22 protein-coding genes and 1 other RNA gene are annotated in these 23,580 nt (G+C 66.5%); 8 read left to right on the top strand and 15 right to left on the bottom strand.

From position 1 onward, the window contains the following. Nucleotides 1-5 precede the first annotated feature (5 nt). Entirely contained in the window at nucleotides 6-803 is a 798-nt protein-coding gene (locus U743_RS08300; RefSeq protein ID WP_043767236.1) for a DUF2306 domain-containing protein, read from the bottom strand. A 99-nt stretch (nucleotides 804-902) separates the two neighbouring features. Here U743_RS08300 and U743_RS08305 point away from each other — a divergent pair, with 99 nt between their 5' ends. Beyond that, nucleotides 903-1,967 (top strand): AraC family transcriptional regulator, encoded by a 1,065-nt coding sequence (locus U743_RS08305; protein ID WP_156966379.1) that lies wholly within the window; start codon nucleotides 903-905, stop codon nucleotides 1,965-1,967. A 111-nt stretch (nucleotides 1,968-2,078) separates the two neighbouring features. Here U743_RS08305 and U743_RS08310 read toward each other — a convergent pair whose 3' ends face one another. From U743_RS08310 to U743_RS08330, 6 genes are all read right to left on the bottom strand, one after another. Next, entirely contained in the window at nucleotides 2,079-2,390 is a 312-nt protein-coding gene (locus U743_RS08310; RefSeq protein WP_043767240.1) for a hypothetical protein, read from the bottom strand. After that, a complete protein-coding gene (gene recR / locus U743_RS08315) occupies nucleotides 2,387-3,004 on the bottom strand; it encodes a recombination mediator RecR (protein ID WP_043767242.1) in 618 nt (205 codons plus the stop codon). The genes U743_RS08310 and recR overlap by 4 nt, the downstream gene beginning before the upstream one ends. Before the next feature lie 10 nt (nucleotides 3,005-3,014). Beyond that, nucleotides 3,015-3,338: a YbaB/EbfC family nucleoid-associated protein gene (locus U743_RS08320; protein ID WP_043767244.1), complete on the bottom strand. Its 324-nt coding sequence runs from the start codon at nucleotides 3,336-3,338 to the stop codon at nucleotides 3,015-3,017. A gap of 69 nt (nucleotides 3,339-3,407) precedes the next feature. Further along, on the bottom strand, nucleotides 3,408-5,036 hold the full coding sequence (gene dnaX / locus U743_RS08325; RefSeq protein ID WP_043767246.1) for a DNA polymerase III subunit gamma/tau: 1,629 nt from the start codon (nucleotides 5,034-5,036) through the stop codon (nucleotides 3,408-3,410). Nucleotides 5,037-5,233: 197 nt separating this feature from the next. Beyond that, nucleotides 5,234-5,330: signal recognition particle sRNA small type (ffs, locus tag U743_RS18740), an RNA gene on the bottom strand. A 25-nt stretch (nucleotides 5,331-5,355) separates the two neighbouring features. Then, nucleotides 5,356-5,799 (bottom strand): DUF1249 domain-containing protein, encoded by a 444-nt coding sequence (locus U743_RS08330; protein ID WP_232226750.1) that lies wholly within the window; start codon nucleotides 5,797-5,799, stop codon nucleotides 5,356-5,358. Between the two features lie 60 nt (nucleotides 5,800-5,859). Between U743_RS08330 and U743_RS08335 the strand changes: the two genes are divergently transcribed. Continuing rightward, on the top strand, nucleotides 5,860-7,482 hold the full coding sequence (locus U743_RS08335) for an alpha-D-glucose phosphate-specific phosphoglucomutase (protein WP_043771701.1): 1,623 nt from the start codon (nucleotides 5,860-5,862) through the stop codon (nucleotides 7,480-7,482). Nucleotides 7,483-7,520: 38 nt separating this feature from the next. Here U743_RS08335 and U743_RS08340 read toward each other — a convergent pair whose 3' ends face one another. The 3 genes from U743_RS08340 to ppsR all read right to left on the bottom strand — a co-directional run bounded on the left by U743_RS08340 (nucleotide 7,521) and on the right by ppsR (nucleotide 10,627). Next, nucleotides 7,521-7,793, bottom strand: coding sequence for a hypothetical protein (locus tag U743_RS08340; RefSeq protein WP_052367746.1), 273 nt, complete (start codon nucleotides 7,791-7,793; stop codon nucleotides 7,521-7,523). A gap of 64 nt (nucleotides 7,794-7,857) precedes the next feature. Next, a complete protein-coding gene (locus tag U743_RS08345) occupies nucleotides 7,858-9,738 on the bottom strand; it encodes an alkaline phosphatase D family protein (RefSeq protein ID WP_043767247.1) in 1,881 nt (626 codons plus the stop codon). Between the two features lie 67 nt (nucleotides 9,739-9,805). Then, nucleotides 9,806-10,627: a posphoenolpyruvate synthetase regulatory kinase/phosphorylase PpsR gene (gene ppsR, locus U743_RS08350; protein WP_043767248.1), complete on the bottom strand. Its 822-nt coding sequence runs from the start codon at nucleotides 10,625-10,627 to the stop codon at nucleotides 9,806-9,808. 80 nt (nucleotides 10,628-10,707) lie between these two features. On the opposite strand from ppsR, the gene ppsA reads away from it, so the two are divergent. Together ppsA and U743_RS08360 are read left to right on the top strand one after the other, a co-directional pair. Continuing rightward, the gene (gene ppsA, locus U743_RS08355; RefSeq protein ID WP_043767250.1) at nucleotides 10,708-13,098 is read left to right on the top strand and encodes a phosphoenolpyruvate synthase; all 2,391 of its coding nucleotides are present in this window, start codon (nucleotides 10,708-10,710) and stop codon (nucleotides 13,096-13,098) included. 163 nt (nucleotides 13,099-13,261) lie between these two features. After that, nucleotides 13,262-14,134: a DMT family transporter gene (locus U743_RS08360; RefSeq protein WP_043771705.1), complete on the top strand. Its 873-nt coding sequence runs from the start codon at nucleotides 13,262-13,264 to the stop codon at nucleotides 14,132-14,134. A 16-nt stretch (nucleotides 14,135-14,150) separates the two neighbouring features. On the opposite strand, the gene U743_RS08365 is transcribed toward U743_RS08360, so the two are convergent. The 3 genes from U743_RS08365 to grxD form a co-directional block, all read right to left on the bottom strand. Next, complete coding sequence (locus U743_RS08365; RefSeq protein ID WP_043767251.1) at nucleotides 14,151-14,936, bottom strand: competence/damage-inducible protein A; 786 nt, start codon at nucleotides 14,934-14,936, stop codon at nucleotides 14,151-14,153. Between the two features lie 7 nt (nucleotides 14,937-14,943). Then, complete coding sequence (icd, locus tag U743_RS08370; protein ID WP_043767252.1) at nucleotides 14,944-16,704, bottom strand: isocitrate dehydrogenase (NADP(+)); 1,761 nt, start codon at nucleotides 16,702-16,704, stop codon at nucleotides 14,944-14,946. Between the two features lie 106 nt (nucleotides 16,705-16,810). After that, nucleotides 16,811-17,134, bottom strand: a complete 324-nt coding sequence (gene grxD / locus U743_RS08375) for a Grx4 family monothiol glutaredoxin (RefSeq protein ID WP_043767254.1) — start codon at nucleotides 17,132-17,134, stop codon at nucleotides 16,811-16,813. A gap of 212 nt (nucleotides 17,135-17,346) precedes the next feature. Between grxD and U743_RS08380 the strand changes: the two genes are divergently transcribed. The 4 genes from U743_RS08380 (at nucleotide 17,347) to U743_RS08395 (ending at nucleotide 20,767) form a co-directional block, all read left to right on the top strand. Next, nucleotides 17,347-17,922, top strand: coding sequence for a superoxide dismutase (locus U743_RS08380; RefSeq protein WP_043767256.1), 576 nt, complete (start codon nucleotides 17,347-17,349; stop codon nucleotides 17,920-17,922). 75 nt (nucleotides 17,923-17,997) lie between these two features. After that, nucleotides 17,998-18,933, top strand: coding sequence for an ornithine carbamoyltransferase (gene argF, locus U743_RS08385; protein WP_052367750.1), 936 nt, complete (start codon nucleotides 17,998-18,000; stop codon nucleotides 18,931-18,933). A 34-nt stretch (nucleotides 18,934-18,967) separates the two neighbouring features. Beyond that, nucleotides 18,968-19,879 (top strand): carboxylating nicotinate-nucleotide diphosphorylase, encoded by a 912-nt coding sequence (gene nadC, locus U743_RS08390; protein ID WP_052367752.1) that lies wholly within the window; start codon nucleotides 18,968-18,970, stop codon nucleotides 19,877-19,879. Nucleotides 19,880-19,888: 9 nt separating this feature from the next. Beyond that, nucleotides 19,889-20,767: an alpha/beta hydrolase family protein gene (locus U743_RS08395; RefSeq protein ID WP_043767257.1), complete on the top strand. Its 879-nt coding sequence runs from the start codon at nucleotides 19,889-19,891 to the stop codon at nucleotides 20,765-20,767. On the opposite strand, the gene U743_RS08400 is transcribed toward U743_RS08395, so the two are convergent. Both U743_RS08400 and sppA read right to left on the bottom strand, forming a co-directional pair. After that, complete coding sequence (locus U743_RS08400) at nucleotides 20,764-21,540, bottom strand: alpha/beta fold hydrolase (protein WP_043767259.1); 777 nt, start codon at nucleotides 21,538-21,540, stop codon at nucleotides 20,764-20,766. The two genes, U743_RS08395 and U743_RS08400, sit on opposite strands and share 4 nt — an antisense overlap. Beyond that, complete coding sequence (sppA, locus tag U743_RS08405; RefSeq protein ID WP_052367754.1) at nucleotides 21,537-23,441, bottom strand: signal peptide peptidase SppA; 1,905 nt, start codon at nucleotides 23,439-23,441, stop codon at nucleotides 21,537-21,539. The genes U743_RS08400 and sppA overlap by 4 nt, the downstream gene beginning before the upstream one ends. Between the last annotated feature and the right edge of the window lie 139 nt (nucleotides 23,442-23,580).

The following is a 23,580-nucleotide window of genomic DNA, read 5'->3' on the forward strand; positions in this document are numbered from 1 at the left end:
CTGCGTTATTGAACGGTCCCCAGAGCGCGTGGCGACGGGCCGAAAAACGGCTCCCCGTTTCTACGCGCCCGCCGGTACTGGATAACGATCTCCGCAACCACGAGGTTCGGCACCCAGCACATCCACAGCGCGATCATGTAGTTCTCGTGCCATGGCAGGCCGGCATAGTCCATGCCGATGATCATGACGCGAAGCGTCGTGCCCGACAGCGTCTGACTGAAACTGCGAATCATCCATTCGCCGTGATGCGAGAAATCGCCCTGAATCAGGCGTAACAGCCCCATGGCTGTGAAGCAGAAGGTTGTGGTAGCGACTCCGACGATCGCCACAACCGCCGCCATGCCTGGCTCCGCCGGCAACACAATGGCAAAGATACCCCCAGCCAAGGAACCGATGAGTGCGGCCGCCATGTAGACGACGCCTATCGACTGGTGCACGCGGAACCATCGCCGGCGTATGGCGGGCACGAACTGGAAGGCACCGATAGCCAACGCCGTGCCCATGCCAGCGGCGTGGAAATAGAGCAGCGTCGGATGGTCCTTGAACTTGGGCAGCTGCTCGGCAACGAAATCGTTGAAGGAGGTCATGTTCAGCATCTCGTAGACGCTGTTCAACGCCCCGACGCCTTCCGGTCCCATGAAGAGATAGCGCAAGGCGTACATGCCGATGAAGTAGGACGGAACCGCGAGCGCCGCCCATACAGCCCAAACGAGCCAGCGCGGGAACGCGGCCGGGACATCCGCGCGCCGCTCGGTTCCGGACGATTCGGCACCGAACACCTCAGTTGATTCGACGTAAGACATGACGTGACCTCCTCCTGATTTTGGATCCTCGTCACTTCGCGGGGCGTCCGTGAAGCGCTCAGATAGTGGTCATCGTGGCGCGCCCGGGCCGCCTATTAATTGCTTGCACGCGACAATTTTTTGCTTTTAGATGACAGGATGCTGATTCGCGCCACCGTCCTGTCCGGCTATCGCAACCTCGTCACGAATCTCGGGGGTACCCCCGAAGCGTTGCTGAAGGCATTCCATCTGGATCAGACCAACACGGAATCGGTGACCGCCTTCGTCCCCTACACGACGGTCGTGCGCCTCTTCGAGCGGACCGCAGCCGAGCTACAGTGCCCTACCCTCGGCCTCCAGCTCACGGGCTATCAGAGCCTCGACAAGCTCGGGCCGCTGGCGCTGCTGGCAATGCGTTCTGAATCGGTGCGTGCAGCCGCCATAACCGTCACGTCGCACCTGCATACCTACAGTCCCGCCATTCTGATGGACCTCGTTCGGCGCGACGCGCAAACCTCGACGCTGCACTACAACTTGACCTTCCGCGCCGGGGACGCGCCCGTGCGCCCGCAGATGACCGAGTTCTCGCTGGCCTTTGCGGTCAACGGCTTCCGCCTCTTCGCGGGCCGGCAGTTCCAGCCGGAGGCCGTGCTGTTTCGGCACCACTCGACTGCCGACCCCAGCGACTACATCCACGCTTTCGGCGTGCGCGCCCGGTTCGGGCAGGAAGCCAATGCCCTGGTCATCGACAATCGCTGGCTCGACCGCCCCCTTGATCTGGCGGATGAGCACCTGAAGCTCGCCATCGAGGAATACCTAGCACCGCTGATTGGTCAGGATGCCCTCGAAGTGCACACGCAGGTCGAGCACCTGATCGCGCGCCTGCTACCGACAGGGCAGTGCGATCTGGAACGCATCGCGACCCAGCTGGCTATGCATCCCCGCACCCTGCAGCGACAGCTCAAGCGCTCCGGCCACCGGTTCCACACCCTCGTAGAACGTTGCCGCAAGGCTCGTGCCCGAGAACTCCTCGCCGACCCGAGGATTCCCCTCGCCCAGGTCGCGGCCTTGCTCGGCTATCAGGAGCAGAGCACGCTGACGCACGCCTGTCGCCGATGGTTTGACCAGAAACCGTTGCAGTTCCGCCGCGGCGTCGCGGCGGGCGGCGAGAAGGGAAATAACTGAGCGCCATCGCAGCGGCGGCTTCCTTGCCCCTGGCAGGCAGAACCGTGATGCCCGCATAGCGGTAGCCGCGACTTCCCGCGTCGGGAAGAGGTTGGCACCGAGCCCGAAACGTCAGAGCGGCGGCGCCGGCGGCCCTGCGAAAGCGAAGAGCAATCGCACCGCGCCGTAAAGCGCGAGCACCGAGGCCGTCATGATGCGCGCCGCCGGCCCCGGAAAGCGGAAAGCCCGGGCCAGCAGCAGGTAATGCGCCACCGCGGCCAGGAGCCAGCCAGCCCATGGCACCCACAGCAGTGCGGCGCACAGCGCCACGGCAGCAAACAGGCGCCACCACTGCGGTTCGCGATACTCGGCCCGCCCATAGAACCAGAGCACCCACGCCCAGGCGGCTACGGCCGCGAGCCCCAGCAGGCCGTCCAGGATCATCCGTCGTTGTCGCCCTCCAGCGCCCGCCGCCCGGCGAAGGCATGCGCCAGCGTGCCGCGGTCCTGGTATTCCAGCTCGCCGCCCATGGGCAGACCATGCGCCAGGCGCGTAATGGGAACGCCGGCGGCGCGCGCCATCTCGCCCAGGTAATAGGCCGTGGTCTCGCCCTCGACGGTGGGATTGGTGGCCAGGATCATCTCCTTGACCCAGTTGGCGCGCAGCAGGTCGGCCAGCTGGTCGAGTCCGAGTTCGTCGGGGCCGGTGCCTTCCAGCGGTGACAAGCGCCCCATCAGCACGAAGTAGCGACCGCGGTAATCGGTGTGCTGCTCAATGGCCAGCAGGTCGGCAGGCGACTCCACCACGCAGAGCTGACCGGCGGCGCTGCGCGCCTCGCTGCAGTAGCGACAGGCCTTCTCGTCGCGGTACATGCGGCAGGTCTCGCAGCGACTCAGCTCGCTCATCGCGCGCTGCAGGCTTTCGGCGAGAAAGCTTGCACCCTCGCGATCGCGATCCAGCATGTGCAGCGCCATACGCTGCGCCGACTTGGCGCCGACGCCGGGCAGGCGCTTCAGCGCCTCGATCAGGCGTGACAGCGGGGCGGGAAACTCGGCCACAGTCGGAAGATCAGCTCGGCATCTCGAAACCGGGCGGCAGCTGCATGCCGCCGGTGACACCGGACATCTTCTCCTGCACGGCGGATTCGACCTTCTCGGCGGCGTGGTTGATGGCCGCAGCTACCAGATCCTCGAGAAATTCCTTGTCCTCTTCCAGCACGGAGGGGTCGATCTCCACCCGCTTGGCCTTGTACTTGCCGGTCATCGTGACCTTGACGAGCCCGGCCCCGGACTCGCCGATGACCTCCATGTTCGCGACTTCTTCCTGAGCCTGGCGCATCTGTTCCTGCATCTTCTGCGCCTGCTGCATCATCTGGCCGAGTGCACCTTTCATGACGATTCCTCTGCTGCGGCGCGTTCGCGCCGCGATGGTGGGGAGACTGCTGCCGCCGGAGAACCGGCGCTAGTGCAACAGACGGATATCCTCGCGCGGCAGTTCCGCGCCCAGGCGCGCGTTCAGCGCGCGGAAGACCGGCGATGCCTCCAGCCGCTCGCCGGCTGCATCCAGCGCCCGCGCGCGCTCCGCGCGCAGGATGCGCGTCGGTGTCCAGTCACCGAGCTGACGCACGCAGTCGATGCGCACGGCCTTGCCGAAGGCCTCGCGCAGGCGGGCGAGACGCTCGTCGCGCAACAGGTGCTGCATGTCCTCGGCGAGCTGCAGTACCAGCTCATCGTCGTCCTCGAAACCCACCACGCAGTTGCGCGCCAGCTCGCGCGCATAGGCTTCCAGCGTCGCCGCCTCGATGCGCTCGTGCCAGGCGCGTGCCGCCGCCGAGGGTGCGTCGTCCAGGTCGGCAGGCGATGGGGTCGCTAACGCTTCGGGCGCGGCCTCAATGGGTGCGGACTCGGTGGTCGATGCGGCACTCGCTGCCGGCGCTGCCGTGGTGGGTGCGGCTGCGGGCTCGCTGCTCTGCCCGGTCGCGCCGCCCTCCGGGGCGCCCTCGACCGCGCCGGCGCGGAAGCACCACATGCGCAGCAGAGCCATCTCGAAGCCGATACGCGCCGACGGCGCCCAGGCCAGATCGCGGCGCGCGTGCACAGCCATGTCGTAGAAGACCTGCACATCGGCCGTTGCCAGCTTCGGCGCCAATGCCGTCGCCTCCTGGCCGCGCGCGCCTTCGGCTGCCGATTGACCGAAGGCCTGCGTGAAGGCCACTGCCTGCAGCAGGCTGGCGAGGTCATCGAGCAGCGCGCCGTGGTCGACGGCCATCTCGGCGAGTTCCTGAAGGGCGGCGCGCAGCGCCGCGCCGTCGCCGGCGGCGATGGCCTGCAGGCTCTGCACCAGCGCCTTCTGGCCGCCCAGGCCGAGCATCTCGCCGATGGCCTGGCCTTCCAGCTTGCCGCCGCCGGCGTGAGCGACGGCCTGATCCAGCAGCGACAGCGCGTCGCGCATGGAGCCGTCCGCGGCTTCGGCGAGCAGGGCCACGGCATCGGGCTCGGATTCGCGGCCCTCGGCTTCCAGCACCTTGTCGAGCAACGACACGACAGTGGCCTCCGGCAGCGCGCGCAGATGCAGCTGCAGGCAGCGCGACAGCACCGTCACCGGCAGCTTCTGAGGGTCGGTGGTCGCCAGCACGAACTTGACGTGATCCGGCGGCTCTTCAAGGGTTTTGAGCAGGGCATTGAAGGAATGCCCCGACAGCATGTGAACCTCGTCGATGAGGTAAATCTTATAGCGGCCGCGCACCGGCGCGTACTGGACGTTGTCCAGCATGGCGCGCGTGTCCTCGACCTTGGTGCGGCTGGCCGCGTCGATCTCCAGCAGGTCGACGAAGCGGCCTTCATCGATCTCGCGGCAGGCGCCGCACTCGCCGCAGGGATTGCTGCCGACGCCGGTCTCGCAGTTCAGCGCCTTGGCGAGAATGCGCGCCAGCGTGGTCTTGCCGACGCCGCGCGTGCCGCTGAGCAGCAGCGCCGGGTGCAGGCTGTCGCCGTCCAGCGCGTTGCGCAGCGCGCGCACAACGCTGGGCTGCCCCAGGACCTCGTCGAAGCTGCGCGGGCGGTAGCGCCGCGCCAGGGCCATGTAGCTCATGGGGTTCGGGCCTCTGGGTGAGGGATAGGGGATAGGAAGGCGGCGGACGAAGGCGCCGCTTGGGTAGCGGCTGCAGCGCCACCTCGCACCGCCCTCTCCCCACCGCGCGCTAAGCGCGCGGTTCTCCCCTCTCCCGCCGGGCGGGAGAGGGGATGTGGGCGGCGGCCTTTGGCCGCCGGCTCATTTTTAGGGTGGCGGCCTACGCCAGCGATCCCGGCACACGACGTCACCGCTACCGTTGCTCCCTTCCGGGCCTGGCGGAGTTCACGGTTTGTCGTTGCGGGGGCCAACGCAGGCCACCATGGACTCGGTTGCGTCATCAGGCCTCGGCATCCATCCGGTTGCGCGGACGCGCCGCATGCACGAAGCCGTGACCGCGCTCGACGAGATAAGCCAGCCACTTGACCATCATCGCGTTGCGCCGCCACTGCGCGTCGAGAAATTGTAGCGCTTCCGGGTCGGCGCCGTCGGCGGCGCGCCAGGGCGGACGGGTGCTGCATTGCAGCGCCTCAGCCACGCGCGCGTCGCGGTAAGCCTTGATATGCAGATCCGGCGTGCAGGCGCCGTCGAGCTCATAGGTCAGCCGAAAGCAGGAGGTGTAGCGATCGCGCGCGATGGTCGACAGATACAGCGGCGGTTCGCCCGCGACTTCCGAAACGGCCGAAACGAAGGGCAGCTCCAGCTCGGGCACGAGCTGCTGGGCCAGCTGAAAGCCGCGCTCGTAGAGCACGTGTAGCGCACCCAGTCGGGTCGATGGGGTCACGAGACGATCAGTCATGGCAGGACTATAAGATATCGACACCCTTGTACGCCGCAGTCAATGATGCATATCCATCAGCAACCCACCACACCCTTTGACGACCAGAAGCCGGGCACCGCCGGCCTGCGCAAGAAAGTCGCCGCAATCGCGCAGCCGCACTATCTGGAAAACTTCGTCGAGGCCGTCTTCCGCAATGTTCCCGAGCTGACGGGCGGGCGGCTCGTCATCGGCGGCGACGGGCGCTACCACAACGATGTCGCCATTCAGACCATCGTTGCGATGGCGCTGGCGCACGGCGTACAGCACATCCTGATCGCGCGCCAAGGCTGGCTGTCGACACCGGCAGCCTCGCACCTGATCCGCGCGCGCGGCGCCGACGGCGGTTTCGTGCTGACGGCCAGCCACAATCCCGCCGGCCCCGAGGGCGATTTCGGCATCAAGTTCAACATCCGTGGTGGCGGCCAGGCGCCTTCATCCCTTACCGACGCGATCTATGAGACCAGCCGCACGCTGGACAGCTACCGCATCGCCGACATCGCGCCGGTGGCCATCGACGAAGTCGGCGCACGCGAGCTGGAGGATGGCGCGCGGATCGATGTGGTCGACGGCGTCGCCGACTACGCCGCCCTGATGCAGCAGCTCTTCGATTTCGACGCCATCCGCGACTGGCTGAGCCAGGGCCATCGCATCATCTTCGACGCCATGCACGCCGTCACCGGCCCCTACGCCCGGCGCATCCTGGTCGAGCAGCTGGGGGCCCCGGAAGCGGCCGTGCGCAATGCCGAGCCCCTGACCGACTTCGGCGGCGGCCACCCGGACCCGAACCTGATCTACGCCGCCGATCTGGTTGACGAGATGATGGGCGATGCGCCCGCCGATCTGGCAGCGGCCAGCGACGGCGACGGCGACCGCAACATGATCCTCGGGCCGGGCCTCTTCCTTTCGCCCGGTGATTCTCTGGCCATGCTGGCCGCCCATCTGGACCGCCTGCCCGGCTATCAGGACGGGCTGGCGGGCGTGGCGCGCTCCATGCCCACCAGCCGCGCGCTGGACACCGTGGCCGCAGCGCGCGGCATCGACTGCTACGAGACCCCGACGGGCTGGAAGTACTTCTGCAACCTGCTCGACGCCGGCCGGCTGACGCTCTGCGGCGAGGAGAGCTTCGGCACCTCCTCCTCGCACGTCCGCGAGAAGGACGGGCTGTGGGCGGTGCTGGCCTGGATGAACATCCTCGCGGTCACCGACCAAACCCTGCCCGAACTGGCGCGGGCGCACTGGGCGCGCTACGGCCGCCACTACTATCAGCGCCACGACTACGAGGATCTTGACGCGGAAATCGCCGAACGCGTCATCAGCGAGCTGCGCGGGCGCCTGGAGTCGCTACCCGGCCAATCCTTCGAGGGACTGGAGGTTACCGCCGCCGACGACTTCGCCTATACCGACCCCATCGACGGCAGCCGCGCCGAGGCGCAGGGCCTGCGCGTGGTCTTCGGCGATGAAGCGCGCGTGGTGCTGCGCCTGTCCGGAACCGGCACTGGCGCGGCCACACTGCGGCTCTATCTGGAGCGCTTCGTGCCGCCCGGCAGCGAAATGCCCGACGCGCTCGAACAGCTGCTGCCGGTGGCAGAGGCAGTGACCCGGCTGCGCGCCATCAGCGGACGGAAACGCCCGGACGTTGTGACTTGAGGTTCTCGGACGGACAAGCGGCTATCCGCCCGCCGCGTCTATTCCTCGTCCCGCTGCACGCCGGCACGCGCCAGTGCGTCCTCGGCGAGTTCGTCGACGCGCACGTTGACCGCGCGCACGGTGTCGTAGACGGTGCCGGCGACCTGGTCGTGGAAGCCGCGCGCGTGGCGCACGAGGCCCTCGACGGCGGCGATGCGTTCGAGCTGCTCGAAGGGCAGCGCGGCCACGCGCTGGTGCACGTCCTCGACCGTGTTCGCGCCCTCTTCCACCGCCTGGTGCACGATGTCCTTGAGCGTGTAGATCCGGTTCATCGCTGCCTTCCGTCGCCGATATGTGCCGGGCAGTCTCACCCGCGCGACGGGACTTGGCAAGTCGTCAGGGTGCTGGAGCGGGCGCTTGCGTCGGCGGTTCGGCCGGGGCCTCAGCTTCCTCGATGTGGTTGCCGCCGTCAGCCGTGAAGAAGGCAGCGCCAAAGGATTCGCCGTCGTTGTCTGGCTCCAGCACTGTATCGACGTAGTACCACTCGCCCTGACAGCGGTTGCGATCAACGTCGAGCACCATGTAGCCGCGCTGCGCAAGATCGATGTACTTCATGTGCGGATTGTTGATGCGCAGGGCCTCGCTGATGCCGTCCAGGGGCTCCAGACCCGGCGAAGTCACCGAGGTACAGACCATTTCCACTGCCAGCGATCCCTCGCCGTTGACCGGGTTGTACGCCGTGATGTTGTTCGGATCGGGCGTCAGATCCATCGCCCAGGAGGTATGGATATCGCCGGTCAGCACGACCACATTGTCGATAGCGTTGCCCGCAATGCCGTCGAAGATCGCGCTGCGCGCCGCCGGATAGCCGTCCCATTGATCGGCGCTCAGATAAAGGCTGCTGGCAGAGACCGTGGGAAGCTGGTCAACGACCTGACCCAGGATCGCACGCAGCGGGCCGTCCTCCGGCGTCGATTCCAGCAGGCCAAGAATATCCCCCGTATTGGGAAGCTGGCAGGTGGCCTGCGGCAAACCCAGCACCTGCAGCTGGCCGAGCATGATCTGCTGGCCGACGAGCTTCCAACGCGCCGTGCTCGCCTTGAGCCGGTCGAGGAACCAGTCGCGCTGCTCAGCACCGAGCAGCGAATAATCGTCGTCGAAGGGGGCAGCGCAGCCCGCGTAGAGGCCGATATCTTCCTGATCGTTCGCCGAGTTGCTGCCCGCCGGGGATCCGGAGCCCGTGATGACATTGGGGCGACGCGCGATATCGCGGTCGTAGAGGCGGGTGTCGAGCATCACCAGTTCGACAAGATCACCGAAGGCGAAACGCCGCCAGATGCGCTCCTGCGCTGCGACACGCGCCGGGTCGCGCAGGTCCTCGCAGCTCTCCGGCGCGATGTAGTCGGCGAGTTCGTCACGAATGGGCATCCACTCGCGATAAGCCTGGATGGCCCAGGCCTTGCGCTGCACCCAGCAGCCCTCGCCTGCCTCCACTTCGGTCTGTTCGGTGTGGTTCTTGGCGTTGTCGCGCCAGGAGTTGTCGGTGCTTTCGTGGTCGTCCCAGACTGCGATCATCGGATGCTGGCGATGCAGCTCGGCGAGATCGGGATCGCGGCGGTACTGCGCGTAGCGCATGCGGTAGTCGGGCAGCGTCAGGATCTCAGTGCCCGGCTCGTAAGGCCGCACGTCGCCGTAGCTGCCTGTGCCGTATTCGTAGATGTAGTCGCCCAGATGCAGCACGCAGTCGATGTCGGCGCGCCGCGCAAGCAGGCGATAGGCGTTGAAGAACCCATGGCCGAGGCTGGAGCAGGAGACGACGCCAAGGCGCAGCCGTTCCGGAGAGCCCACGGGCGCGGTGCGCGTGCGCCCGATCGGCGAGGTCGCGCTGCCCGCGAAGAAGCGGTAGTAGTAAGTTGTGCCCGGCTCCAGCCCGTCAACGTCCAGCTTGACGGTATGGTCGCGCGCCGCGCGAGCCAGCGCCTGTTGCGTGCGAACGACCTGCCCCATCGCAGGATCGCGAGCGATCAGAAGCGTAACCGCCACGTCATCCGAAGCCTCGCTTGTGACTCGAGTCCAGAAGATGACGCGGTCGCTAAGCGGATCGCCGCTGGCGACACCGTGCCGGAACTCCGGCCCGCTGCCCTCGGGCGCTCCGTCGCTGCCACTACAGGCGGCCAGCCCGCCCGCAGCAAGGGCGCCGGGCACACCGTAACCGGTGCGGCGCAGGAAGTTGCGGCGCGAGAGACGGCCCGGCTTGGGGCGACGGGGTGCGGACATCGACAATCCTCCGGCTTGGCAGGCGGCGGAGTATCGAGCGCGCGGATGACAGTTACGTGACGGGCCGTCAGAAACTCTGGCGGCGCAGCTTCTTCTCCTGCATCGCGACGCTGGCGATCTCCTCCACTGACATATTGGCCGAGTTCACAAAGGGGATTCCAGCCTTCTTGTAGAGCCCTTCGGCCTGGCGCAACTCGTAGGCGCACTGCTGCACGCTGGCATAGGGGCTGTTGGGGCGGCGCTCGCCGCGCACCTGCGCCAGCCGCTCGGGATCGGAGGTCAGGCCGAAGAGCTTGGCCTCGAAGGCACGCAGCGGTTGCGGTATGCGCTGCGCCTCCAGATCCTCCTCGATGAGGGGATAGTTGGTGGCGTAGAGGCCGTGCTGCATGGCCAGGTAGAGACTCGTGGGCGTCTTGCCGCAGCGCGAAGGCGCGATGATGATGAGATCGGCCTGTTCCAGCTTGCGGGTGGAGATGCCGTCGTCGTGCTCCAGCGCGAAATTGATGGCATCCATGCGCATGCGATAGCGCGCCGCATCGGAAAGGCCGTGCGCGCGGCCGGCCGCGTGCGTAGACTTCGCGTCCAGCGCTTTTTCCAGTGCCGGAATGAAGGTATCGAAGAGATCGAAGAAAAGCGCGTTCGCGCGCCGTAAAATAGCGCGCACTTCCTCGGTGACGGTTGTCGAGAATATGACGGGCAGGCGCTCGTTCTGACCGGCAACGTGATCGATGTAATCCACAGTGGCCTCTGCCTTCTCAATGCTGTTCACGAAGGGCAAGGTCTGTCGGCGGAACTGGAATTGATCGAACTGCGTCAGCAGGCCGTTGCCGAGTGTCTCGGCCGTGATGCCAGTGCGATCGGAAACGAAAAAGACGTGCAGGGTGGACATTGAGGCTTTGACCTTGCGCGGGAAATCATGGAACGGCGCGGCCGCGGGCCGCCGCCGCGCACTATAGCGGGGATAGCTGGATGAACACCCAAGCAACGGGCGAAGCAACGGTAGTCTGGTTCGAAAACCTGGGCATGAACGACGTCGATCGCGTGGGCGGCAAGAACGCCTCCCTCGGCGAAATGACCCAGCATCTCGCCGCCGCGGGCGTCAACGTGCCGGGCGGCTTCGCGACCACCGCAGCCGCCTACCGCGAGTTTCTCGCGCACGAGGGCCTGGCCGATCGCATCAACACGCAGCTTTCGGCGCTAGACATCAATGACGTCACCGAGCTTGCGCGCGTCGGCAAGGCCATCCGCGAGGAGGTGATCGCCGCGCCCTTCCCCGCCAACCTCGAAGCCGAGATCCGCAGCAGCTACGAGAAGATGATGGAAGCCGCCGGCGCGCCCATCACCGTCGCCGTGCGCTCCTCGGCCACCGCCGAGGACCTGCCCGACGCATCATTCGCTGGCCAGCAGGAAACCTTCCTCAACATCAATGGCATAGACAACGTTCTTCTAGCCATCAAGGAAGTGTTCGCCAGCCTCTTCAACGACCGCGCCATCTCCTATCGCGTGCATCACGGCTTCGCGCACGAAGAGGTGGCGCTGTCGGCCGGCGTGCAGCGCATGGTGCGCTCCGACGCTGGAGCATCGGGCGTCATGTTCACCATGGACACCGAGTCGGGCTTTCGAGACGCGGTCTTCATTACGGCCAGCTACGGCCTCGGCGAGGCCGTCGTGCAGGGTGCGGTCAACCCGGACGAGTTCTACGTCTACAAGCCTGGCCTGAAGGCCAAGCGCCCGGCCGTACTGCGGCGCGGACTCGGCACCAAGGCCAAGAAGATGATTTACGCCGAGTCGCGCGACGTCGGCAAGACCGTCGAATTCGTCGACGTGCCGGAATCCGAACGCCAGCGCTTCTGCCTGAGCGACGCCGACGCCGAGCAGCTGGCGCGCTTCGCGGTCATCATCGAGGAGCACTACGGGCGCCCCATGGATATCGAATGGGGCAAGGACGGCTTCGACGGCGGCCTCTACATCCTGCAGGCGCGCCCCGAGACCGTGCAGTCGCGCGCCTCCACCAATGTCCTGCGTCGCTACAAGCTGAAGGACAAGGGCAAGGTCGTGGCCACCGGCCGCGCCATCGGCCAGAAGATCGGCGCCGGCAAGGTCAAGATTCTTGATCGCATCGAGCAGATGGACAAGGTCAACAAGGGCGACGTGCTGGTCACGGACATGACCGACCCGGACTGGGAGCCGGTCATGAAGCGCGCCTCCGCCATCGTGACCAACCGCGGCGGCCGCACCTGCCATGCCGCGATCATCGCGCGCGAGCTGGGCATTCCGGCAGTGGTCGGCTGCGGCGACGCCACCAAGGTGTTGCGCAACATCACCGAGGCCACCGTCAGCTGCGCCGAGGGCGACACCGGCAACATCTACGAGGGCCACGTCGACTTCGCGGTGGACGAGATCCCGCTCGACGACATGCCGGACCTGCCCGTCAAGATCATGATGAACGTCGGCAACCCCGACCAGGCTTTCGACTTCTCGGCGCTGCCGCACAAGGGCGTCGGGCTGGCGCGGCTCGAGTTCATCATCAACAAGCAGATCGGCATCCATCCGCAGGCGCTGCTCGCCTACGACGAGCAGCCCGATGACATCAAGCGCCAGATCGCCCCCATCATCGCCGCCTACGAGGATCCGGTCGAATACTTCGTGCAGCGTCTGGCCGAGGGCGTCGCCACCATCGCCGCCGCCTTCGCTCCGGAGCCGGTGATCGTGCGCATGTCGGACTTCAAGACCAACGAGTACGCCAATCTCATCGGCGGCCAGCAGTACGAGCCGCACGAGGAGAACCCGATGCTCGGCTTCCGCGGTGCGTCGCGCTACATCTCGGATGTATTCCGCCCCTGCTTCGATCTCGAATGCCGTGCCATGCGCTACGTGCGCGACGAGATGGGTCTGGACAACGTCCAGCTGATGATCCCCTTCGTGCGCACGCTGGACGAGGCCGAGGCCGTCACGCGCATCCTCGCCGAGAACGGCTTGGAGCGCGGCAAGAACGGCCTCAAGGTCATCATGATGTGCGAGCTGCCCTCCAACGCCGTGCTCGCGGACGAGTTCCTCAAGTACTTCGACGGCTTCTCGATCGGCTCCAACGACATGACCCAGTTGACGCTGGGCCTGGACCGCGACTCGGGACTGATCGCGCATCTCTTCGACGAGCGCAACGAGGCCGTCAAGCGCATGCTGAGCATGGCCATCACCGCCTGCCGCGAGCAGGGCAAGTACGTCGGCATCTGCGGCCAGGGCCCCTCTGACTACCCGGAGCTGTCGCGCTGGCTGCTCGACCAGGGCATCGAGTCGATGTCGCTCAACCCGGATACCGTGGTCGAGACTTGGCTCTTCCTGGCCGGCAAGTCGCACTAGGTGGCGGTAACCACAGATTTCGCTGATTGCCGCGAATTTAATTCATCAATGTGAAGCAACCTACTGTTTTTGCGTGCTTCCTATCCGGTGAATCGGCGAACCACGGCGCAGCTTTCTGCGCCATCCGCGTGATCTGCGGTTACCCCTGATGGTGCGCACGGCCATGCAGCCGCGAGAGGATGATCTGCGACGCGGGGCGCTTTTCGCCGTGGCTGCGGCGGCCTCCTTCGCCGTCGTGGGCGCGTGCATCAAGGGCGCAAGCCTCAGCATGCCGAACGAGGTCGTGGTTTTCTTCCGCAACGCCGTGGCGCTGGTGGCGCTTCTGCCCTGGATCCTGCGCGTTCGCCTGCGCGGCCTGGTGACGCACCATTTGCGCGACCACATGCTGCGGGCGGGCTTCGGCCTGGCCGCCATGTACTGCTTCTTCTACGCGCTGCAGCACCTTCAGTTGGCGGAAGCGGTGCTGCTGAACTACAGCACGCCCTTGTTCATCCCCTTCATTGCCTGGCTCTGGATCCGCGAGACGCCGGCGCCGATCATCATCCCGGTGACGCTGCTGGGCTTTGTCGGCATCGCGCTCATCATCAATCCGGGGGGCGAGAATCTGCTGCGCTGGCCGGCACTCATCGGGGCGATATCGGGCCTGCTCGCTGCCACGGCGATGGTTTCCATCCGGCGCATCTCGCGCGTGGAGACAACCCCGCGCATCGTCTTCTACTTCAGCCTGTTGAGCACGATGATCTCCGCCGTGCCCATGCTCTGGGCCTGGCAGACACCGACACCGGTGGTGCTGGCGATGATGGTGACCGCCGGGCTGATGGCGCTGCTCGGACAACTCTGCCTGACGCAGGCCTACTCGCTGGCGCCGGCGGCGCGCGTCGGCACGATTACCTATGTCTCGGTGATCTTCGCTGCCGGCATCGGCTGGCTGATCTGGGACGAGACCCCCACGACCCTCGCCGCGCTGGGTGCCGTGCTCGTCATCACCGCCTGCATCCTGGCCAGCTGGCAGCGCAAGCCGCGAGCCGCCACCTGAGCGCCTTCCGCACCGCCTATTCCGGCGGCGGCGCCAGCTCGTCGATGCGCAGCTCCGGGTGGGACTCGCACAGCCCTGCCAGAAGCTCGCGGTAGGCCGTGGCCGCGTCGCTGGCCGGGCCGCGCACCCCGAGTTCGATATGGCGCTCGCCCGGCTTGCTCCCGCGCGTCGGCAGGCTCGACAGGCGGATGGCGGAATGCGCCGCCAGCAGGGACTCCATCAGATGCAGGAGGTCGCTTTCGCCGGCAGTACCCACGACCCGCAGGCGGTACTCGCGCGCCGGTTCGGCGTTGTGCAACGGCGTCAGCCGCTGATCGATCACCCACTCCAGCATCGGCCAAGCCATTTCCGGAAAGCCGGGAACGAAATAGTACGTGCCGAGCGAGAAGCCCGGCACGTCGTTCACCGGGTTCGGGATCAGCTCGGCACCCTCAGGGAACTCGACCATGCGCAGGCGCTCAGGCGTGGCCGCGGCGTCGCCGAACTTGGCGCGCAGCAGTGCCTCGCCTTCGTCATGGCGGCGTAGCGCGCAGCCGGCGGCCAGCGCGGCAGCCTGGCGGGTGACGTCGTCCGGTGTCGCACCGATGCCGCCACAGCAGAGCACGACGTCACCGTCCGCGGTCGCGCGCTGCAACACCTGCGCGATGGCGGCCTCCTCGTCGCCGACGATGTGCGCCCAGGCAAGATCGATGCCGCGCGCGGCGAGCAGCCGCACGATTTCCGGCAGGTGGCGGTCCTGGCGCTTGCCGGAAAGGATTTCGTCGCCGACGATCAGCAGGCCGACACGCTGCTTGGCACTCACCGCGGACTTATTCGGCGGTCCAGCCGAACTTCTCCACCGTCTCGAAGATGTCGTCCTCGCTGACCATGCCGACGACACGGCCGCCCTGCTCGATGGTCAGACGCGAGAAGTGTTTCTCGGAGAGGATATTGGCGGCTTCGCGCACGGTGGTCTCGATCGGGACCGAAACCAGCGGCCGCGTGGCGATCTCGGCGACGCGCGTCGACGCCGGATTGCGACTGCCGTTGACGATCTTGGTGATGATGTCGCGCTTGGTGAGGATGCCCCACTGCCCGTCGCTGTCCGGCTCGACGACCAGTGCGTTGACGCTGTTGTCGGCCATGACGTGCATCGCGGCCTCGACGGTCTCCTCGTCGCGCACGGTAATCAGCGAACGCGTCATGAGGTCGGCGACGGCCGTCGGCACCTTGCCGGTGGCGACCATCTCCTCCATGGGCTCGAGCAGGCGGCGGATCTCCCGCTGGCGGCGCTCCTTGGCGAGCAGGTCCTGCTGCTGCTGGCGCTTGGCCTCCAGATCGACGCCGCCGCTCATGCGCTCGATGAGCGCATCGGCGAACTCGCTGGTCTTGACCTCGGTGGCGCCCGGAATCTGGCGCGCGAAATCGTAGGTGACCACACCGTCGGTGATGACCTCGGGATAGGCCAGCGTGATGAGGTCGGCAGCCTCCTGCCAGCCAAGGTACTCCAGCATCATGACGCCGGAGAACAGCAGCGAGCCGGGGTTGACCTTGTCCAGACCGGCGTACTTGGGCGCGGTGCCGTGCGTGGCCTCGAAGACCGCGACGTGATCGGACATGTTGGCGCCCGGGGCAATGCCGACACCACCGACTTCGGCCGCCACGGCGTCGGACAGATAGTCGCCGTTGAGATTCATCGTCGCCAGCACGTCGAATTCCTCGGGCCGCAGCAGCATCATCTGGAACATGATGTCGGCGATGCGGTCCTTGACCACAATCTTGCCTTCGGGCTGCTTGCCCTTGTACTCGTTGTAGAGTTCTTCCTCGGTGATGGTGACGTCACCGAACTCCTCGCGCGCAACTTCGTAGCCCCAGTTTCGGAAGGCGCCCTCGGTGAACTTCATGATGTTGCCCTTGTGCACCAGGGTCACCGATTCGCGGCCGTGGTCGATCGCGTACTGGATGGCCTTGCGCACCAGGCGCTTGCTGCCGAACTCGGAGATGGGCTTGATGCCCAGACCGGCGTTGTCGAAGAAGTTCGCGTCCAGCTCCTCGCGCAGGAACTTGGCCAGCTTGGCGTTCTCGTCGCTGCCGGCCTTGAACTCGATGCCGCAGTAAACGTCCTCGGTGTTCTCACGGAAGATCACGACATCGACCTTGCCCGGGTGCTTCAGCGGGCTGGGCACGCCGGCGTAGTGCCGCACCGGCCGCACGCAGGCATAGAGATCGAGATCCTGGCGCAGCGCGACGTTGAGACTGCGGAAGCCGCCACCGACCGGCGTGGTCAGGGGCCCCTTGATCGAGACGGTCAGGTCCTGGAAGGCCTCCAGCGATTCCTGCGGGAAGTAGTCGCCGTCGTAGATGCCTGCCGCCTTCTCGCCGAGGAAAATCTCGCACCAGTGGATCTTGCGCTTGCCACCGTAGGCCTTCTCCACCGCCGCGTCCCAGATGCGCAGGCAGGCCCGCGTGATGTCCGGGCCGATGCCGTCGCCCTCGACGTAACCGAGGATGGGCTGATCCGGGACGACGAGATTATCGTTCTCGACGCGGATCTTCTCGCCCGATTCGGGCACTTTGATGTGACGCGGCATGCAAATCTCCTTGTGCTTGTGGGGCGGCGGGGTACTGGCTTGCAACCGCCTGCTTCTCCATTCGAGTTTAGCATCGTGCCCCCGCGAATCACGGGCCCGGGCGATGCTAGTTGTCGGTCTTTGCCGCTTCGCGAAGCATGCGTTCCAGTTCGCCCTGCTCGTAGAGGTCGAGCGTGATGTCGCAGCCGCCGACCAGCTCGCCCTTGACGTAGAGCTGCGGAAAGGTCGGCCAGTTCGCGTAACCCGGCAGGGCGCGATAGATGTCTTCGTTCTCGTAGATATTGACGAAGGCGAAGGGCACACCGCAGGCCTTCAACGCCTGCACGGCGCGCGCCGAAAAGCCGCATTGCGGGAAATCGGGCGAGCCCTTCATGTAAAGGATCACCGGATTATCAGTGACCTGTTTGCGGATACGTTCAATGGCGTCCATGGCGTTCCTTCCTCGCGTGGCGCAGGGCGACCAAGTATAGGGATGGCAAGATGGCCCTGTCGTGAAGATCATCCCCCCAGATTTCGGACTTGCAGCTGCCGGAAGCTAAGGGTTTACACTGTGGGCGGCTTTCGCGGCGCCGCCATACAGGGAGCCAGACACTCCCGAGTCGCGACACGTTCCATCGTTTTTATCTCGAACAAGGAGATCCCATGGCACTGACACTGCCCGACCTGCCCTACGCACGCGACGCGCTGGAGCCGCACATGTCGGCCGAAACGCTCGACTACCACCACGGCAAGCACCACAAGACCTACGTGGACACTGCCAACAACCTGATCAGCGGCACCGAGTACGAGCAGATGCCGCTCGAGGAGATCATCACCAAATCCTCGGGCAAGCTCTTCAATCAGACCGCGCAGATCTGGAACCACAGCTTCTTCTGGCAGTGCCTGACGCCCAACCAGACGCAGCCCGGAAAGAAGCTCACCGATGCCCTCGTCAAGGAGTTCGGTGGTGTCGAGGACTTCAAGAAGAAGTTCGCCGAGACCGCCATCGGTACCTTCGGTTCGGGATGGGCATGGCTGGTCAAGAAGCCCGACGGCTCGCTGGCAATCACCTCGACCTCCAACGCCGGCACGCCGCTGACCGACGGAGATCGACCGTTGCTGACCTGCGATGTGTGGGAGCACGCCTACTACATCGACTATCGCAACGCGCGACCGAAGTACCTCGAGGCCTTCTGGTCGATCGTCAACTGGGAGTTCGTCGAGCAGAACCTCGGCTGAAGCCGCAGCGCTCGATATTCCCCGCACCCCGAGCAGGCCGCGCATGACGCGGCCTGCTTTTCTGGGAAATCCTCCATGTCCCCGCCTCATCACTTTCTTCGGCTCTCCGACCTTCCGACGGAGACGCTGAGCCGTCTCATTGACCGCGCCATTGCCCTCAAGAACCGGCGCGACCCGCAGCACCGCCCACTGCTCGGCAAGGTACTGGCGATGGTCTTCGCCAAGAGTTCGACGCGCACACGCGTCAGCTTCGAAACGGCCATGGCCCAGCTCGGTGGCCACGCTCTCTTCCTGTCGCCGCGCGACACTCAGCTTGGTCGCGGCGAACCCGTGGAAGACACCACGCGCGTGCTTTCGTCCATGTGCGATGCGGTGATGGTGCGTAATGACTCGCAGGCACAGCAGGCGGCCATGGCGGCTGTTTCGACGGTACCGATCATCAACGGCCTTTCCGAGGCCTGCCACCCCTGCCAGCTGCTCGCCGACATCCAGACCGTCGTCGAGGCGCGCGGCAGCATCGAGGGCGCACGCGTGGCCTGGATCGGCGACGGCAACAACGTCTGCCATTCCTGGCTGGAAGCCGCGTCGCTCTTCGGCTTCGAACTCCGCGTCGCGACACCCGAAGGCTTCGAGCCAGATCCCGACTGGGTCGCGGCAGCCGGCGAACAGGCCCGGCTTCTGCGCGATCCGGCCGAAGCCTCCGAAGGTGCTGATGTCGTCGTCACCGACGTCTGGGCCAGCATGGGCCAGGAAGAGGAGCACGCCCGGCGCTGCGAAGCCTTCGCGGGCTATCGCGTCGACGAGGCGCTGATGACGCGCGCCACCAGCGAGGCCATCTTCCTGCACTGCCTGCCGGCGCACCGCGGCGAGGAGGTCGATGCTGCGGTGATCGACGGTCCGCGCAGTCGCGTCTGGCAGGAGGCGGAGAACCGCCTGCACGCGCAGAAGGCGCTGCTCGAGGCCCTGCTCGCACCGGCCGGAACCCCCGGCGCGGTTACACTTGTTAACTGACCGGGCCCCGCCCACAACCGAGGTTTCGCTGCCCATGTCCGAGATTCCGCTGCCCGACGATATCGAAGCATTGGTCGAACGCGCCATCGCCGAGGATCTGGGCGACGGCGACCGCACGGCCCAGCTCGTGCCGGACAAGACCACGCAGGCCAGCTTCGTAGCGCGCGAGCCCTTCGTACTCTGCGGCACAGCCTGGGCCGAGGCCGTCTGTCGGCAAATCGATCCGGCCATCGAACTCGAATGGCGCTTCGCCGACGGCGCGAGCGTCAAGTCCGGCGACACCATATGCCGACTTTCCGGTCCGGCTCGCGGCATGCTGAGCGCCGAGCGCACTGCCCTGAACTTCCTGCAGACGCTGTCCGGCACAGCCACCGTCGTGCGCCGCTTCGTCGAGCGCGTGCGCGGCACCGACGCCAGGATCGTGGATACGCGCAAGACCATTCCCGGCCTGCGCAGCGCGCAGAAGTACGCCGTGCGCTGCGGCGGCGGCACCAATCACCGCGCCGGCCTCTATGACGCCATCCTGATCAAGGAGAACCACATCGCCGCGGCCGGCGGCATCGAGGACGCCATCGCCGCGGCGCGCGCCCTCAATGCCGGCGTGCCGGTAATGTGCGAGGCCGAGAGTCTCAACGAAGTCCAGGCCGCGCTGGATGGTGCCGTGGATCTGCTGCTCTGCGACGACTTCCCCACCCACCTGCTGACCAAGGCCGTGGCGATGACGCGCGAGTACCGCCGCTTCAATCGCGCACAGACAATCATCGAAGCCTCCGGCGGCATCAGCATCAACAATGTCCGCGACATCGCCGACACCGGCGTCGACCGCATATCCATCGGCGGACTGACGAAGAATCTGCAGGCCGTGGACATCTCCATGCGGGTCGACGACGCCAGCGCAAGCGACTCGCCCGGGCCGGTCCACTCCCTCAGCGTGAAGATGCGCTAGGCCGGACCAATGCCGCTCCGGCGCGCGCCCATCCCGGTCCAGCGCAGCCTCGCCGGCGTCCTGCTGCTCGCGCTATCGCTGGCAGCGCAGGCTGAGCGACGGCACGAGAGCATCACGCTCGAGCTGGAGGACGGCCCCACAATCACCGCCGAGTTACGGATCCCCGCCGCGGGCGACGACCCCTACCCGGCCGTGATGCTCTTCGGCGGCCTGCGCAGCGCCGGTGAGGTGCTCGACCTGCTCCCCGAAGGCAAACACCCCCTCGCCCTGGCCAGCTTCGACTACCCCTTCGAGCCGCCGCGCGACCTGGATTTTCCAGGCGCACTCCAGCATCTGCCGGCTGCGAGACGCGCCATCTTCGACACGCTGGAAGGCATCGGCCAACTGCATGCCGCGCTGGCCGCGCATCCCGAGATCGACGCCGAGCGCATCACCATCGTCGGCGCCAGCCTCGGAGCGCCCTTCGCCGTCATCGCGGCCGCCGAGCACGACATCCCCGGCCTGGTCGCCGTTCAGGGCTACGGCAAGCTGGCAACGGTGATCAGCCACCAGTTCCGCATCCGCTGGGAGCCGGAATGGGGGCGTGCCGGCGCGCTGGCCGCGCAGATTCTCGGGCACGGTATTGCGCTATGGGCGCGACTGCCGGAGCCGGAGACGCACGCCCGCGAGCTGACTAGCGGACAGCACGCACTCCTGATCACGGCGGAGGCAGACAGGATCATCCCGGAGACGGCCTCAGAAGCACTCTGGGAAGCCATGCAGGCCTCCGAGGCCAAGGTCGCGCTCCAGGCGCTGCCGGGCGGGCACCTGCGTTCGGGAGCGGATGGGCTCATCCGTCGCATATACCAGGAGGCCATCGCCTGGAAGCTGCACGCTGGGCTGCTCTAGCCAGCCGGCGCGTCCAGGAAATCGCGCAGCAGCCCGGCGAGCAACTCCCCCCGCTCAAGCGGCAGGCCGTGGCGCGCGCCGGGCACCATCTCGAAACGCGCGTGCGGCAGCGCCTCGGCGAATGACCTCACGTCCGCCACCGGAAAATAATCGTTCTCGGAGGCTATCACCAGCGCCGGAGCGCTGATCTCGCCCAGCCGCTCGCGCACGGACCAGCGCGTCAGCGCCAGCAGGCTGGCCATGTAGACGCACCGACTATTGGCGGCCGAGCGCTCCTCGACCAGCGCGCGCAGGCCGCTTTGCCCGGCGTCCGGGAAATTGCGGCGCGCCATCAGCGCCCCCAGTCGCCGTGGCCCCAAGGTCGCGATCATCAGCAGGCGCAGCGCGACCTCGCCGAGTTCGCGCGGACGCTGCGGCCGGAAACCCGGCACGCTATTGGCGATGACCAGCCGGCTGACGCGTTCCGGCGCCAGCAGCGCCAGGCTCATCGCCACCGCCCCGCCCATGCTGTGGCCGACCACAGGCGCGGCTGCGATGCCTTCAGCCTCCATCAGCGCACGGATATCGCGCGCCATCTGCCAGGGGGTGTACGGCCCAGGGCTGCGAGGGCTGGCGCCGTGACCGCGCAGATCCGGCGCGATCACGTGATAGTGGCTCGCCAGCTGCGGCACGACCTCGCGCCAGTCCCGGTGATCGGCGCCAAGGCCATGCAATAACAGCAGCGGCGGACCTTCACCCTGTCGCTGAGCGAAGAGCGTCAGCGGTGCGCTCATCGCGCCATGGGCATCAGCGCCTCCGGCGTCCAGGCCGAGCGCAACACGCAATCACAGAGGGCGTAACGCCCGCGCGGGTCCGCAGGCCACAACGCCAGCGCCGGCACCGGGTGGGCCGCCTGCAGGCGCGCGCGCGCCTGAGCACCGATCCAGTCGCGCAGCCCCACGGAATCGGCCAGCGCGAGGACCCGGCCTGAGAAGAAACGCAGGCTGCCAAACAGGGAGGGAATCTCGTGCGGCGGATAACCCACGCGATAGCTGTCGGCTTCCAATCCGGCGAGTTCGGCGGCGCGCCCGGTGGCCATCTCCAAACTGCCGAGGCCATCGATCAGGCCGCGCTCCAGGGCCTGCTCGCCGCTCCAGACACGCCCCTGCGCGATGGCCTCGACCGCTTCCGTGGGCATGTCGCGGCCTTCGGCCACGCCTTTGATAAAGCTGTCATAGGCGTGCTCGACACCGCTCTGCAATACGCGTTGCATGTTGTCGTCGAGAGGACGATCCGGTCGCAGCGCGCCGGCAATCGGCGTAGTGCCGACGCCGTCGGTTGTGATACCGAGCTTGTCGAGCCCGTCGCTGGCGCTCAGCCACAGGCCAAACACGCCGATGGAGCCGGTAATCGTTGCGTCGTAGGCCAGGATGGTGTCGGCATCCATGGCGATCCAGTAGCCGCCGCTGGCAGCCTGCGAGGCCATCGAGGCCACCACCGGCTTGTCCTCCGCCTGCAGCTGGGTCACCGCGCGCCGGATGCGTTCCGAGGCGAGCACGCTGCCGCCGGGGGTATCGATGCGCAGCACCACCGCGCGCACCTTATCGTCGCGCCGCGCTGCGTCGAGCTTGCGGGCGATGGCGTCGCCGCCGGCGGTACCCGGCTCACCCTGGCCGTCGACGATCATGCCCTGCACGGTCACCACCCGGATCTCGGGCTTGTCGGGATCCACTGACGCTGCTTCGGTGGCGCGCATATATGAGCGGTAGTGAATCTGGCGGAAGCTACCGTGACCCTCTTCCTCCATGCCCACGGTTTCGCCCATGCGCTCGCGGAACTCGGTGAGGGTTTCGAGACGATCCACCACGCCGGCATCCTTGAGAACACTGGCGATATCGCCGTCGGAAGCCTCCAGGCGGTCGGGCAGCTCGCCGAGCAGAGCCGGAATGGCTTCTCCGGCAGATTCGCGCACGCGACTGACGCGCTTAAGCCAGCCCTGCCACAAGGAATCCAGCCACAGTTGGTTGGCACGGCGTGCCTGCTCGCTCATGTCCTGCCGAATGAAGGGTTCGACCGCGGACTTGAACTGACCAACCCGGAATACCTCGACATCCACGCCGAGCTTGTCGAAGAGCCCCACGAAGTAGTTCGGATAGACCGAGAAGCCCTCGATCCAGGCGCCACCGAAGGGGTCAAGGCTGATCTCGTCCGCCTGCGCGGCCAGCGCGTACTGCGGCTGGGTCAGCATGCTCGCCCACACGTGCAGCGGCTTGCCCGATTCGCGAAAACGCGCCGCGGCCTCGGCAATCTCATCCACTGCGGCAATGCCGGCGCTGCTCAGCTCGTCGAGCTTGAGCACGGCGAGCGCGATGCGCTCGTCCTCACGCGCGCGATCGAGAGCCTCCACGACGTCGCGCACGGCGGTCTGTCGGGGCGGCTCGCCGGCGAACTGCTCCAGCGCACGCTGCATGGGGTCTGCGTCAACAGATTCGACCAATGCGCCGCTTGGCGCGATCACCAGCGCGGTGTTGTCCTCGACATTCACCGAGGGCCCACCGCTGTAGATCATCCAGCCGATAAACAAGCCGAGGGCCAGACTCAGCAGGAAGAAGAGGCGGTAGATAAAGCTGAAGATGCTCGCCACGCGCGCAGCGAGGCGGCCGAACAGACCAGATTCGCGCGATGAAGACGTCACAGTCGGGGCTTCCTTGAGGCTCGGCCGCGCCCGCAGCCGGCGGCACGCGGCGTGATTGATGGTGCCTATGTACCCGTTAGTCTAGTCGAGATTGGTCTTTTGCCCCTGAACTATCTAAGCTTCGGGCGCTCAGGACAGC

This window comes from Algiphilus aromaticivorans DG1253, assembly GCF_000733765.1.
GTDB lineage: Bacteria > Pseudomonadota > Gammaproteobacteria > Nevskiales > Nevskiaceae > Algiphilus > Algiphilus aromaticivorans.